The organism is Pseudarthrobacter sp. GQ63 (assembly GCF_059758765.1).
On sequence record NZ_JCAXEF010000003.1, the window covers coordinates 313200 to 326269 of the forward strand.

The 13070-nt window shown below is 65.6% G+C and carries 11 protein-coding genes; 6 read left to right on the plus strand and 5 right to left on the minus strand.

Going from position 1 to position 13070, the window contains the following annotated elements; all coding sequences use genetic code 11:
- Position 1 precedes the first annotated feature (1 nt).
- The 5 genes from narI to AC6CHP_RS08705 all read left to right on the plus strand — a co-directional run bounded on the left by narI (position 2) and on the right by AC6CHP_RS08705 (position 5256).
- Positions 2-895, plus strand: a complete 894-nt coding sequence (narI, locus tag AC6CHP_RS08685; protein WP_498229198.1) for a respiratory nitrate reductase subunit gamma — start codon at positions 2-4, stop codon at positions 893-895.
- Between the two features lie 12 nt (positions 896-907).
- Positions 908-2161, plus strand: a complete 1254-nt coding sequence (locus AC6CHP_RS08690; protein WP_498229200.1) for an MFS transporter — start codon at positions 908-910, stop codon at positions 2159-2161.
- A gap of 145 nt (positions 2162-2306) precedes the next feature.
- Positions 2307-3053: a hypothetical protein gene (locus AC6CHP_RS08695; protein ID WP_498229202.1), complete on the plus strand. Its 747-nt coding sequence runs from the start codon at positions 2307-2309 to the stop codon at positions 3051-3053.
- A 417-nt stretch (positions 3054-3470) separates the two neighbouring features.
- Complete coding sequence (locus tag AC6CHP_RS08700) at positions 3471-4556, plus strand: ice-binding family protein (protein WP_498229204.1); 1086 nt, start codon at positions 3471-3473, stop codon at positions 4554-4556.
- A 295-nt stretch (positions 4557-4851) separates the two neighbouring features.
- Positions 4852-5256 (plus strand): class F sortase, encoded by a 405-nt coding sequence (locus AC6CHP_RS08705; RefSeq protein ID WP_498229206.1) that lies wholly within the window; start codon positions 4852-4854, stop codon positions 5254-5256.
- A gap of 67 nt (positions 5257-5323) precedes the next feature.
- Here the strand turns inward: AC6CHP_RS08705 and AC6CHP_RS08710 are convergent, their stop codons facing one another.
- The 4 genes from AC6CHP_RS08710 to AC6CHP_RS08725 form a co-directional block, all read right to left on the minus strand.
- Entirely contained in the window at positions 5324-5842 is a 519-nt protein-coding gene (locus AC6CHP_RS08710; RefSeq protein ID WP_498229208.1) for a GNAT family N-acetyltransferase, read from the minus strand.
- A complete protein-coding gene (locus tag AC6CHP_RS08715; RefSeq protein WP_498229210.1) occupies positions 5842-6561 on the minus strand; it encodes an HAD family hydrolase in 720 nt (239 codons plus the stop codon). Before AC6CHP_RS08715 ends, AC6CHP_RS08710 begins: the two co-directional genes overlap by 1 nt.
- 54 nt (positions 6562-6615) lie before the next feature.
- Positions 6616-7371, minus strand: coding sequence for a phosphotransferase (locus AC6CHP_RS08720; RefSeq protein ID WP_498229212.1), 756 nt, complete (start codon positions 7369-7371; stop codon positions 6616-6618).
- 443 nt (positions 7372-7814) lie between these two features.
- Complete coding sequence (locus tag AC6CHP_RS08725; RefSeq protein ID WP_498229214.1) at positions 7815-8939, minus strand: serine hydrolase domain-containing protein; 1125 nt, start codon at positions 8937-8939, stop codon at positions 7815-7817.
- Between the two features lie 616 nt (positions 8940-9555).
- Here AC6CHP_RS08725 and AC6CHP_RS08730 point away from each other — a divergent pair.
- Positions 9556-10647: an SDR family oxidoreductase gene (locus AC6CHP_RS08730; protein WP_498229216.1), complete on the plus strand. Its 1092-nt coding sequence runs from the start codon at positions 9556-9558 to the stop codon at positions 10645-10647.
- Positions 10648-10725: 78 nt separating this feature from the next.
- On the opposite strand, the gene katG is transcribed toward AC6CHP_RS08730, so the two are convergent.
- Positions 10726-13020 carry a catalase/peroxidase HPI gene (gene katG / locus AC6CHP_RS08735; protein WP_498229217.1) on the minus strand — a complete coding sequence of 765 codons (2295 nt, stop codon included), beginning with the start codon at positions 13018-13020 and terminating at the stop codon, positions 10726-10728.
- Between the last annotated feature and the right edge of the window lie 50 nt (positions 13021-13070).

Here is a 13070-nt window from a genome sequence, read left to right on the forward strand (position 1 = left end):
CATGGTGACCCTTGAAACGCTGCCCTTGGAAACACAGCCCGGTGCCGCCGTCGAACTCACCGCCCTGGACATTGTGCTGTGGGGCGTCCTGCCCTACGTGATGGTGGTGGTCCTGGTGGGCGGACTGGTCTGGCGCTACAGGTACGACCAGTTCGGGTGGACCACCAGGTCCTCCCAGCTCTACGAGTCCAGGCTGCTGCGGATTGCCTCGCCGCTGTTCCACTTCGGCCTGCTCGCCGTGGTTGCCGGGCACTTCTTTGGGCTGGTGATCCCGATGTCCTGGACGGAAGCGGTGGGGATGAGCCAGGACTTCTACCACTTCAACGCCCTGTTCGTGGGCGGTATCGCCGGCATCGGTACGCTGGGCGGGATCATCCTGCTGATCTACCGGCGCCGCACCACCGGGCCGGTGTTCATGGCCACCACCAAGAATGACAAGGCCATGTACGTGGTGCTGACGGCCGCCATCGTGTTCGGTTTGTGGACCACCCTGGCCAGCGTGTTCGAGGGCGAACACGGGCACAACTACCGCGAAACCGTAGCGCCGTGGTTCCGGTCCCTGTTCATCTTCCAGCCGGACATTGCTGCCATGGCTGCCGCGCCGTTCTCCTTCCACCTGCACACGCTGGTGGGGATGGCGCTGTTCATCATCTGGCCCTTCACCCGGCTGGTCCACGCCTTCACCGCGCCGTTCCACTACCTGTTCCGCCCGTACATCGTGTACCGCTCGCGGGACCGCGACGGCGGCAGGACAGGCGGGCGCGCGGGTACACGGCCCGCAGGGAGGGCCGGGAGCAGGTCCCGCGGCAATGCCGCGCAGAACCCCAACGCCCCCGCCGGCAAACGCGGCTGGTCCGCCGTCGGGACCGAGGACCGGGACACCCGGAACCGGTGAGGGGAGCACACCATGACTGAAGCCGCACGCCCCGCGAATCCCGTGCCGTCCGCGGAGACGTCCCATCCCGGCAAGGGCCTGAACCTGGCGCTCGCCACCAGCGCGTCCGTCATGGCCTTCTGGGCGTGGAACATCGTGGCGCCACTGGGCGCCCGGTACACGCAGGAGATGGGGCTGGACTCCACCGCCACCGCGGTCCTTGTGGCCATGCCGATTTTCGTCGGATCGCTGGGCCGGATCGTGGTGGGCGCCATGACGGACCGGTTCGGCGGGCGGGTGATGTTCACGTTTGTCCTGCTGGGCAGCGTGCCTCCCGTCCTGCTGGTGGCGCTCGGCGGCACGCTCGGTTCCTATGCGGTGGTGCTGGGCGCCGGCCTGCTGCTGGGGATCGCAGGCACCGTGTTCGCCGTCGGAATTCCCTTCGTTTCCGCCTGGTACGAGCCGTCGCGGCGAGGTTTCGCCACCGGCGTGTTCGGTGCCGGGATGGGCGGGACCGCGCTGGCGGCCTTCCTGACCCCGCGGCTGGTGACCTGGATCGGGTACCTGCCCACGCACCTGCTGATTGCCGGGCTGCTGGTGGTGATGGGGGCCGTGATCTGGTTCAACCTGAAGGAGTCGCCGGACTGGCACCGGAACACCGCGCCGGTGATCCCCAAGCTCAAGGACGCGGCCGGGCTCGCCGTCACCTGGAAGCTGTGTTTCCTCTACGCGATCGTCTTCGGCGGGTTCGTCTCCTTCGCCACCTACCTGCCCACGTACCTCCGGGACATCTACCAGTTCGATCCGACCGCTGCCGGCACCCGGACCGCCGGGTTTGCCTTGGCGGCGGTGCTGTTCCGGCCCATCGGGGGAGTGCTGGCGGACCGGATCGGGTCCAAGCCGGTGGTGCTCTCGTCCCTGGCGGGCATCGCGGTGCTGGCGTTTGTGGTGAACCTGCGGCCCGACGGCGAAATACCGGCCGGACTTACCTTCGTGGCCATGGCCGCCGCACTTGGCCTGGGCACCGGCGGCGTGTTCGCGTGGGTTGGGAGGCTCTCACCGCAGGGGAAGGTGGGCAGCATCAGCGGCATTGTCAGCGCGGCCGGCGGGATGGGCGGCTACTTCCCGCCGCTGGTCATGGGCGCCACCTACAACGCCGAGGACAACAGCTACTTCATTGGGCTGATGCTGCTGGTGGTCACGGCCACGGTCGCCTTCGTGTTCACGCTGGTTGCCATCCGCTCACCCAAACAGCCCGCACCGCAAGGTGCGTTGAAGGGGATGTAGATGAACGACGGCGGGCGGCCGGCCCGGCCGGGCTTGGTTTCGTTACGCGCTGCAACAGTTCGGCTCCAATCGGTTGACTAATGGATCCCGCGAGCCGCCGCAGCTGCACAATGGGAGGATCACAACGGCTTCCAGGGAGGCGGACATGCGGCGGTCACGGCGGCCCGGCGTGGCAGTACTGCTTTTACTTTCGTTCACTGCCTGTGGTGGGCAGGCCGGCTCACCGCAGTCGTCGCCGTCGAGCGTTACCTCCCCTGTGACGGCGACGGCGACGGCAACAACTACGGAAACAGCCCCGGCGTCACCGCCGCCGTCTGAGACAACAAGCGCCCCGGCGCCGGCCTCTTGGACCACGTACACGACGGCGGCCGGCGACCTGGCGTTCGACCTGCCCTCCACCTGGAGCGTCACGGACCCGGCGGGGGAGCTGGCCGAGGGCGGCGGGGCGTTCGCTGAGGTGACCAGCGAGGACGGGCGGCTGCTGGCGACGCTGCGCACGAACATGGCCACCGGGTCCACATGCACGGAGAAGTACCCGTACTCGGTCCTGGAGTCCGAGGAGATGCCGCAGCTGGCCCAGTACGGCACCGTGCCGCGGTACACGTTCGAGACCCGCGGCAACGACGCCGCTGCCGGCCCGCCGGACACCCCGGCAGCGGCCTACGGCATCACCACTGCGCCCCTTCCCGAAGGTGACTCGGCCTGTTACATGTTCCACTTCTTCAACTGGCCGCCCAACGCCGCCACGTTCGGCGCGTTCTACAACCCTGAACTGAACCTGACACCGGGCGACCCGTCGCTGCCGTACCTGGAGAAGGCCAAGCTGTATGCGGGGACGCCGGAGTATGCGGACATCAAGCGGATGATCACGTCGCTGCGGCCGGCGGGGTAGGGACGGAACCGCCGTCGCACATGCTCTGGAACCGCGACTTATCCAGAGACTTGAATAATTCTTTCGGTTTGGAAGCGCGCCCTAAACGACCCTATGAATGGCGCTTGAGACTGCTCTGACCAGCCACGACAGGTACTTGAGGCCGCGCCGGTGGTTCCCAGTTCCCCGCCGGGATCCTCTCGGAGTTTGCGGAGACCGTAGGCGTACCACCGATTGAAGCGTAGAGTCCGCAGGTATCGCTCCCTCACAATTTGTCAGGCAGTGCTTTGGGGCGTTTGCCCGCTGGGGGAAGGAACTGCCATGCAACACTGCTCTGCGCAACAACGTGGGTCTCAACGACGAACCTCGGGGGTATCCTGACGCCGGCAAACAGCAATGGCAGCGGTCGCAGCCGGAGCCGTTATCTTGGGGGTTGCCTTGGTTTGGCAGCAGTCACCCGCCTTCGCTGCCACTTCGGTGGGTTTGGGCACTGCCACCTCCTACTCCGTACTCGCCGGCTCGGCCGTGACCAACACCGGCCCCTCTACTCTTCAGGGGGACCTGGGCGTTAACCCCGGGACTGCGATCACAGGCTTTCCGCCGGGCATTACGGCAGGGGCCACGCACGCGGCAGATGCGGTTGCGCTGCAGGCGCAGTCGGACCTGACCACTGCCTACAACGCCGCAGCAGGACAGCCGTTGACCACCAGCGTTGCAGGAGACCTTGTTGGCATGACTCTGACGGAGGGTGTTTACAGGTCCACTAGTTCGCTGGCCCTCAGCGGACAGCTCACCCTGGACGGGCAAGGCAACCCCAACTCCGTATTCGTGTTCCAGGTGGCGTCGACCCTGATCACCGCTTCGGCCAGCAGCATCATCCTCACCAACGGCGCCCAGGCCTGCAATGTGTTCTGGCAGGTTGGCAGTTCAGCCACTCTGGGTACCGCGTCGAGTTTCAAAGGTTCCATTCTTGCCCTCACCTCAATAACGGCGGAGACCAACGCCGTTGTGGAGGGCAGGGTGCTCGCCCGTAATGGTCAGGTCTCCCTGGACACTAACGTGATCACCAGCCCGGCCTGCACGCCAGCAGCAACCACGCCGCCCATTTCGGGCACCCCGACTGCAACGCCCACGGAGACCGCCTCCCCGACGCAGACAGCATCAGCCACGGCGTCGGCGACTGCGACCAGCACACCAACTGCTACGGAAACCGCATCGGGGTCCGCCACAGCGACGCCAACTGCAACAACCACCGGGAGCCCGACGGCGACGGCCACAACAGCGCCTGGCACCGTTACCGAAGCGCCGGGTTCCAACGGCAGTGAATCTGCTGCTCCTGCAACGGCAGTGCCGCTGGCCGGGACTGGTGGAGGGGGCAGGAACCAAGGGACGAACATCGATACGGCCGCGAGCCTCCCAGTGGGAGGTCCGGCGGCCCTCGGAATACTCATGGCAGGCCTTGCCGTGACCGCGGCCATCGTCTTTACAGCCAGGCTGGTGCTCGGAAAGCGTCGGAGCAGTTAGGACCAAGGGCTTGCGGCGGGGAGCCGCCCTTTCCCTCCTCGGAGCGGCAGGTTTAGCGGCGGCTCTCCTGGGCGGAGGGTCCGCGCAGAGCCCGAGTCCAGAGGCCCTGCCGCAATCGTCTCTGTCGGCTGGACCGCACACTCCCGGTCCAGCAATTCCTCCGCGGCCGGCGGCGGCCAGTTCGTCGACGCCCCCGCCGGTCGCCGCAAAACCGCCGTCCCCCGTGCCGGAACATGAATCAGTTCAGGAAGCTGCCGCCTCACAGCCTGTGCACATCGCTTATCCCGCGGTGGGGATGGACCAAGCCGTCCTGCCGCTCTCTCCTACGGAGCAGGAAGCGAGCCTTGGCTCCCTTATTCCTCCCCCTACTCCGGACGCTTACTGGCTGACCCCGTACGGCACACCTGGTCAAGGTTCCACCAACACCACGTACATCGTCGGGCACAGCTGGGAGGGGCGTCCTTCCCCCTTCAATGAGATCAGTTCACGTGCGCAGCCTGGCGATCGGTTGACCATATCTACCGCGCAAGGGCCGCTGGTCTTCACCGTCGATGAAATCACCACGGAGTACAAGGACACCCTGAGGGACAGTGCGATCTGGGACAGGGTCCCGGGCAGGCTAATCCTGATTACCTGCTTTACCGAGGATCTGTGGGGGACCAACATCATCATCCGGGCCAGCCCCTTGCCCGCGGGTTAGCGCAGTCCAGCGGCTGGAGCATCGAGGCGACGTGCGGCATCTGCCGACAGGCCTGTCGGCGGTCGGATTACACCGTGTGGATCCAGTAGCGGCGCTTGCCGTTGCGGCTGTCCTCGTAGACGCCGCCGTTCCTTTCGATGGTCGCCCGGGAGCCAAAGTTGTCCTCATCGCAGGTCAGGAGCACCCTGCGGATTCCCAGTTCCCTGGCAATGGGCAGGGCGTCAGCCAGGGCTTTGGCGGCGTGGCCGCGGCGCCGGGCGGAGGGCCTGACGCTGTAGCCGATGTGGCCACCCTCGTTGAGGAGGAACTCGGTCAGTTCATGCCTGATGGCCAAAGACCCAAGGAAGGTGTCATCTTCCACCATCCACAGGTAGGTGCAGGGCACGTGCTCCGGTTTCCGCGGGGTCTCCGGCAGTGCGTCCTTGAGGAGCCAGTCAACAAAGCGGCTGAACGTCTGGGGGTCTCTCAAATCTTCCAGGGGCCAGTCCTCGGCGCCGGCGCCGTCCCGACGGGTGCCGTTGAAATCCGCCGCCCCTTCCAGCCAGGAGGAGTGGTAACTAACGTCCGGAGCGATAAGGCGGGCCATCACACGAGCGTACTTGAATCATTCGCCGCACCTGTTCCTGCGCCAAGAAGCGGGATAAGTTCTGAGAGGCTTTGGATCGTGCCTTCCGGTCCGCCAGCGTCCCGGTTGAGCAGGATCGCATGCAGCCCCGCGTTCCTGGCCCCTTCGACGTCAACGCGGAAGTTGTCACCGACGTAGAGGGCTTGGGCCGGGGAGATTCCGAGGATTTCGCAGGGTTGCATGAATGCCTCGGGAGAGGGTTTGGCATGGCCCATGGACTCCGAGCTGAAGATACGGCCTATCACCGGGCCGAGGCCTATCTCGCTGACTTTGAGTGCCTGCTGGCGGTGGTTCCCGTTGGTTATGACGCCGACCCGAATGCCGCCGTCGTGAAGGCTTTGCAGGGCGGGCCCCGCGTCCGGGAACGCGGCCCACGCATCCTGGTAACTCTGAAGGTAGACGTCGAAGAGTCCGTCCAGCAGCCTGTCCGTTGTGGGTACGGCGAGCCCGGTGAGCGGGAGAAACTGTCGGAGCCGTTCCCGGCGCTGTTCGTGGAAGGAAAGTTCGCGGGCAAGAAAGCGGTCGTAGGTGGTTCCCTCCAGCTGGAACCACGCACGTGCCAGATCGTCCGTGGACGTCGTTCCGAGGTGTTGAAGGAAAGCAGCCAGGCCTGCCCGGGCAGAAGCTGCATGGTCGAACAGGGTGTTGTCCAGGTCGAAGAGGACAGCTCGAATTTCCACTCCCCAAGGCTAGCGGCGGTTCTCCTCCAACGCTGCCCCTGGACGCTCCGCCGGTCACGGCCGGGCGAGGGCCTGCTCCCACGCCGATTGATGCTGCCGGACATATTGGGCCGCGCCACGCCAGTGCTCCCCGTGGCCGTTGACGAACATGTCCGCCCACGGCTGGAACCCGGTCTCGTGTGAGGACTCCAGAAGTTTGAACATTGCCGCAGTTCGCTGCGCCATAGCGGCCGGCAACGCGCTGCGGAGCGATTCATCAGCCTGGTACCCGTCAACAAGGGCGGACAGTCTCGCTGCCGCGTCCTTCACGGGCTGTCCTTCGAACAGCATGCCGAACGACTGGGCGGCGTAGGCCAAATCCCACAGCCGCGTGCTGGGGCCGGCGCCGTCCCAGTCGATGAAAACCCACCGGTCGCCCCTGACGAGGTTCCAGGGAGCGAGGTCGTTGTGGCACATCAGGTCCGGGTTCTCGGCGGGCAGCAGCATGTTCCACGCTCCTGGATTAGGGATCACCACAGCTTCGCTTGCGTCGTGGATCCGGCGGATCATGCGGCCAACCCGCAGAAGATCGTCCTGGGTGAGCGGCAGCTCCTCCAGCGCGAGGACGCCTGCCACGAACTCCTCAACGCTCCGGCCGTCGTCGTCCTTTCCCAGAGGTTGGGGAACATCCACCCCGGACGAGCGAAGCACGGCGAGATAGTCCTGCACGGCTGCTGAGTGTTCCAGCCAGGGTTTCCTTACGGTGTTGCCGACGCGCACAACCCTGCCGGACGCGTTTCCGCCTGCAAGTTCCTGCTCGTCCGGGACCATCACAGCAGGCTATCGGTGGAGTCCCGTGTCTAAATAATCCAACTCGAAACCATCACCGACAACGTCATCGATCCAGCCGCCCAGATTGCCGGTAGGTGTCACCCAATGAGGAGCCCGTTGGGCTGCGGCATGTCCTAGCCTGACAAACTGCCAGTTCCCGAACAACGGTGTGAAGGCCATAGTTAGAGTACAGAGCCCTGCGATTAGAATCGGAGGCTGCCATGCTCCAGGCCCTGCTGTGCAAGCTGAACATTCGACACGACTGGCATCTCGAACATGCCGAAGACGGCGGTGTGTATAAACGCTGCCGCCGATGTGGCAAGGATGACGATCAGCGCGGCGAAGGAACAGGAGGCAACTACAGCGCCTGGATAGGGCCGACGGCAGGAGGATGAGGCCGGCCGTCCGCACGTCCATACCCCGGCAGCTCTGAGGTGTTCCAGCTAGCACATGCTCCTGGCTGTCTGTTGGATAGCGTCCTCCATCTCGGGGACGAGCGGAGGCGCATCTGTGACGTTCAGTTCCCGGGGCGGAAGCACCGTAGCCACCGTCACCTGCTGGTGCCCTTCTAAGGAGGAAACAGATTGGACACTGTACGGGCCGCCGCCCCCGGAGACGAAGACGTGTCGTGTGCCCGGGCAGATGTCGTCGCTCAGACGGATGCCTCCTAAAGGAGATGGCTCGGCCTCGATCATGCTCTTCCACGTTTCCTCGCGAATGAATCGGCCCGTGGTGAGCGCCGCCACGAACCTGCTGAGGTCTTCAACCGTTGAAATGACCCCTGAATCGGCTGATCCGGCGATCGCGTCAATACGCGTGAAGTCGCGACTGTCCCCGTCCTCCAGCACGTACCCATGGAGCATGGGCTCGGGCGGCTGCCCTCTGGCCGCCACGTGCGTGCTGCCCATTCCTGCCGGCTCGAACACATCCTCGGCGAGAATCTCGTCGAGTCCGCGGTGGTGTTTGCTTTCCAGCAGCCAGCCCAGCACTTCCCAGTCCGTTGCAGACCACGCAAAGTAGGACACGGGCCCTGGCGGAAGGTCCACCCCCGCTGCAATCCTGAGCCGTTCCTCGAAGGTCAATACGCGCGTTTGGAGCTCGTCCAGGCTCGCGGATTCAATCAGGGGTGGAAAGTAGTCAGGGAGGCCGGAGGTACTGCCCAGCAGGTCCCGCACCGTGACCCGGTCCCACGCCGGGAAGATTGCTGTGAACTCGGGCAGATGAGCGGAGACGGGATCGTCAAGGTGCACGGCGCCGGCCTCCACCAGCTTCATCACGGACACGGCGACCATGGGTGTACCCGTCCCGATGATCCACGTTTTGTCCGTGGGGATCGCCATGCTGTTGGACTTCAGGTCTCTCACCCCGGTGGCCATTAGCTCTTCTTGGTCTCCGTTCCGAACATGGAAGACCACAGCAGGCGCTCCATGCGCGGACGCGTCGGCCGCAAAAGCTTCCAGCGTCGCGGCGAGGTTTTCAGCCGGGGTGGTTGCTGCTTCGTCGGGGGTGCTAGACGAGCAGCTCGAAAGCACAAGAGCCACGGCCAGCACCGCAGCGTGCTTGTTCATCAGGGAACCGGCCCCATCGGATTTCGTGGCCGGTCTCCAGCCTCCAGGTGCCCCGACCATCTCTGGCCGCGGCGCCCGTACTTCCCACACTTAGTGCAACGCCGACGGAAGCCCCCGTCGGGCGTCCTTTCCACCAGCCAGTGGTGCCCGACATTGAGCCTGCACATTAGGGCCCGGATCATGACCACTCCTCTCCGAGAATGTGTCGCCCAGCCCACTTCCAATTATGTTCCCGAAACTTGTCATTGGGTCCTTCGGGAACCGAGCTCTTTGGCTGCTTCCTCGATCGGGATTTACTCGCTTTCGTCGGTCGAACCGGTGGGGATTGGGCTCGGAATAGCGGCACGCACAAAGTGCCAGCGCCGTCGCGGCCAGCGCGCTGAGGATGGACCTGAGTGCCGTTCGCATGACGCCCCCGGGGGAGAAGCCGCAGTTGTGGGACGGGCCACAAGCGCGCAGCCCCCGGGTCAAGGGTTGCCCGGCGCAGCAGTCCCAGCTCCTTGAGTTTAGGAGTGGTGTGACGCGGGGTCGAGGAATATCTCCCCGTGCCAGCGGCTTGCAGCTAGAGGCCATTGCGCGCACGCGTAATTCAGCAGCACATACCAGAAGGAGCTCCATGACTATTGGCGCAGGAACAACCGCAGGGACCGAAAAGACTGCTCTTGTTGTGGGAGCGACCGGCATAGCGGGGTCTGCCCTGGTCGATACCTTGTCACGCCAGGGGTGGAGCGTGCTCGCCCTCTCCCGGAAGCCCGGTACTGAGCGTCCCGGAGTTCGGTGGCTCTCCGCGGACCTGACCTCGGCTGCGTCGCTGGCCGCTGCGCTCGGTCCGGAGAACCCCTCCCATGTCTTCTTCACAGCATGGTCGCGGCAGGACACCGAAGAGGAGAACATCTCCGTCAACGCCGGCATGGTGCGGGACCTGCTGGCGGCACTTCGCGGCAAGGATTTAGCCCACGTCGCACTCATGACCGGCCTCAAGCACTACCTCGGTCCCTTCGAGGCGTACGCGGCGGGGGAAATGCCGGACACTCCTTTCCATGAGGAGGAGCCGCGCCTGCCGGTCCCGAACTTCTACTACGCCCAGGAGGACGAGCTCTGGGCGGCTGCGGGGGAGCAGGGCTTCACGTGGTCCGTGCACCGCGCACACACGGTGATCGGGCACGCCGTCGGCAACGCCATGAACATGGGCCTGACGCTCGCCGCCCAGGCCACCCTGTGCCGGGAGAGCGGTGAGCCGTTTGTCTTCCCGGGTTCCGAAGCACAGTGGAACGGCCTGACGGACATGACGGATGCGGGCCTGCTCGCCGAGCACATGTTGTGGGCATCCACCACGCCGGCGGCCGCGAACGAGGCCTTCAACATCGTCAACGGCGATGTGTTCCGCTGGCGCTGGATGTGGCCGAAGCTTGCCGCCTACTTCGGCGTGGAGTGGGAGGGATACGAGGGATCACCCCGCCCCTTGGAGCAGTCGATGGCGGGCCGGGAGGACCAGTGGCGGGACATCGCCGCGCGCCATAAACTCAGCGAGCCGGACCTGAACCGCCTGGCGTCCTGGTGGCACACGGACGGCGACCTGGGGCGCGGCATTGAGGTAGTCACTGACATGGGGAAGAGCCGGGACGCCGGGTTCACCGGATACCGGCGGACGCTGGATGCCTTTACCACGCTTTTCGACCGCTACCGGGCGGAGAACCTGATTCCCTGAGTTGCTGCTAACCGGTGGCAAACGTCCGGGCCGGCCGCAAACGCAGCCGGCCCGGACGCAGTGGTCAAAGGAGCAGGATCACCTCAGGTCGAAGCGGTCCAGCTCCATGACCTTCACCCAGGCCGCCACGAAGTCGTTGACGAACTTCTCCCCGGCGTCGTCGCTCGCGTACACCTCGGACATCGCCCGGAGCTGGGAGTTGGAGCCGAATACCAGGTCCACCGGGGTGGCGGTCCACTTCAGTTCACCGGTGGCGACGTCAGTGATCTCATAGACGTTCTCCTCATTCTCCGAGGCCTTCCACTTGGTGCCGGGGGAGAGCAGGTTGACGAAGAAGTCGTTCGTCAGGACCTGCGGCCGGTCCGTGAGGACTCCATGCTTGGAGCCGCCGATGTTGGTGCCGAGCGCACGCATGCCGCCAACGAGCGCCGTCATCTCCGGTGCGGACAGGTCCAGCAGGTACGCCTTGTCCAGCAGGAGGGTTTCCGGCTGGAGCTTCTCGCCGGGGCGCACGTAGTTGCGGAACCCGTCAGCCCGCGGCTTCAGGTACTGGAACTGCTCGACGTCGGTCTGGTCCTGGGCGGCATCGGTGCGTCCCGGACGGAACGGCACGGTGACGGGGAAGCCGGCGTCGCCCGCTGCCTTCTCCACCGCGGCGCAGCCACCGAGGACGATCAGGTCCGCCAGCGAGACCTTCCTGCCTCCCGCCTCGGACGAGTTGAACTCCTGCTGCACGCGCTCAATGGCCTGCAACGCCGTCGCAAGCTGCTCAGGTTCGTTGACCTCCCAGCCGCGCTGGGGCTCCAGCCGGATCCGGGCACCGTTGGCGCCGCCGCGCCGGTCGGTCTTGCGGAAGGTGGAGGCGGCGGCCCATGCCGTGGTGGCCAGCTGGGAGACGGACAGTCCCGAGTCCAGGAGCCGGGCCTTCAGGGATGCGATGTCCTGCTCGCCGATCAGTTCATGGTCGACGGCGGGAACGGGGTCCTGCCAGAGCTGGGCTTCCGGAACCCACGGCCCCAGCATGTGCGGGCCGACGGGGCCCATGTCGCGGTGCAGCAGCTTGTACCAGGCCTTGGCGAAGGCGAGCTGGAACTCGTCCGGGTTCTTCAGGAAGCGCTGCCCAATTTCCTCATAGACAGGATCGAAGCGAAGCGACAGGTCGGTGGTCAGCATGGTGGGCCGGTGCTTTTTGTTGGGGTCGTGCGCATCCGGGATGATCTCCGGGGCGTCCTTGGCAACCCACTGATGGGCGCCGGCGGGGCTCTTGACCAGCTCCCACTCGTACTCGAACAGGATCTCCAGGAAGCGGTTGCTCCACTGGGTGGGCTTGTCGGTCCAGGTAACTTCCAGGCCCGAGGTGATCGTGTCGCCACCCTTGCCGCTGCCGTACGTGCTGAGCCAGCCCAGGCCCTGGGCCTCAAGGTCGGCGCCTTCGGGCTCTGGACCTACGTGCGCATCGGCGTCGCCTGCGCCGTGGGTCTTGCCGAACGTGTGGCCGCCAGCAATCAGCGCGAACGTCTCTTCGTCGTTCATGGCCATCCGCTTGAACGTCTCGCGGATAAACGCTGCCGCGAGCTTGGGATCCGGGTTGCCCATGGGCCCCTCGGGGTTGACGTAGATCAGGCCCATTTCCGTGGAGCCGACTTCCTCCGACATCTGGCCTTCGCCGATGTAGCGCTCGTCGCCCAGCCAGGTGTCCTCCGGACCCCAGAAGATCTCCTCGGGCTCCCACACGTCCTCGCGGCCGAAGGCGAAACCGAAGGTCTTGAAGCCCATGGACTCCAGGGCGACGTTGCCGGCGAGGACCAGCAGGTCGGCCCAGGAGAGCTTCTGGCCGTACTTCTGCTTGACCGGCCACAGCAGCCGCCGGGCCTTGTCCAGGTTGGCGTTGTCCGGCCAGCTGTTGAGGGGCGCAAACCGCTGGCTGCCGTCCCCGGCGCCGCCGCGGCCATCGTGGACGCGGTATGTGCCGGCGGCGTGCCAGCTCAAGCGGATCATCAGGCCGCCGTAGTGGCCGAAGTCAGCGGGCCACCAGTCCTGGGAGGTGGTGAGGACCTCGGTGATGTCCTGCTTCAGTGCCTCGACGTCGAGCTTCTGGAACTCCTCGCGGTAGCTGAAGCCCGGGCCGAGGGGGTTGCCCTTGGGGTGGTTGGCGTGAAGCACGGAGAGGTCCAGCTGGTTGGGCCACCAGTCTGCGACGGTGCGGGGCCGGTGCCCCTTGGGCTGGGGTGAGTCGATGGCCGGGTTTTCACTCTCGCTGCCGTGCGAGGTCACGCTGCCATGGTCCACCGGGCATCCGCTCTCGACCTTGCTGTCCAGGCCTTGGGCGCTTCCGGGAGTGGGTATCGGAGGGTGTTCCGGACGATCGGTCATGTGCTTCCTTCCATCTGGCCGAGGCCGTGGAGCGGACTCGGGCGGCCGGT

Coding starts and splice junctions, on each gene's coding strand:
- katG (WP_498229217.1), bottom strand. CDS start 13,020: ATGACCGATCGTCCGGAACACCCTCCGATACCCACTCCCGGAAGCGCC.
- AC6CHP_RS08730 (WP_498229216.1), top strand. CDS start 9,556: ATGACTATTGGCGCAGGAACAACCGCAGGGACCGAAAAGACTGCTCTT.
- AC6CHP_RS08695 (WP_498229202.1), top strand. CDS start 2,307: ATGCGGCGGTCACGGCGGCCCGGCGTGGCAGTACTGCTTTTACTTTCG.
- AC6CHP_RS08705 (WP_498229206.1), top strand. CDS start 4,852: ATGGACCAAGCCGTCCTGCCGCTCTCTCCTACGGAGCAGGAAGCGAGC.
- narI (WP_498229198.1), top strand. CDS start 2: ATGGTGACCCTTGAAACGCTGCCCTTGGAAACACAGCCCGGTGCCGCC.
- AC6CHP_RS08720 (WP_498229212.1), bottom strand. CDS start 7,371: ATGGTCCCGGACGAGCAGGAACTTGCAGGCGGAAACGCGTCCGGCAGG.
- AC6CHP_RS08690 (WP_498229200.1), top strand. CDS start 908: ATGACTGAAGCCGCACGCCCCGCGAATCCCGTGCCGTCCGCGGAGACG.
- AC6CHP_RS08710 (WP_498229208.1), bottom strand. CDS start 5,842: ATGGCCCGCCTTATCGCTCCGGACGTTAGTTACCACTCCTCCTGGCTG.
- AC6CHP_RS08725 (WP_498229214.1), bottom strand. CDS start 8,939: ATGAACAAGCACGCTGCGGTGCTGGCCGTGGCTCTTGTGCTTTCGAGC.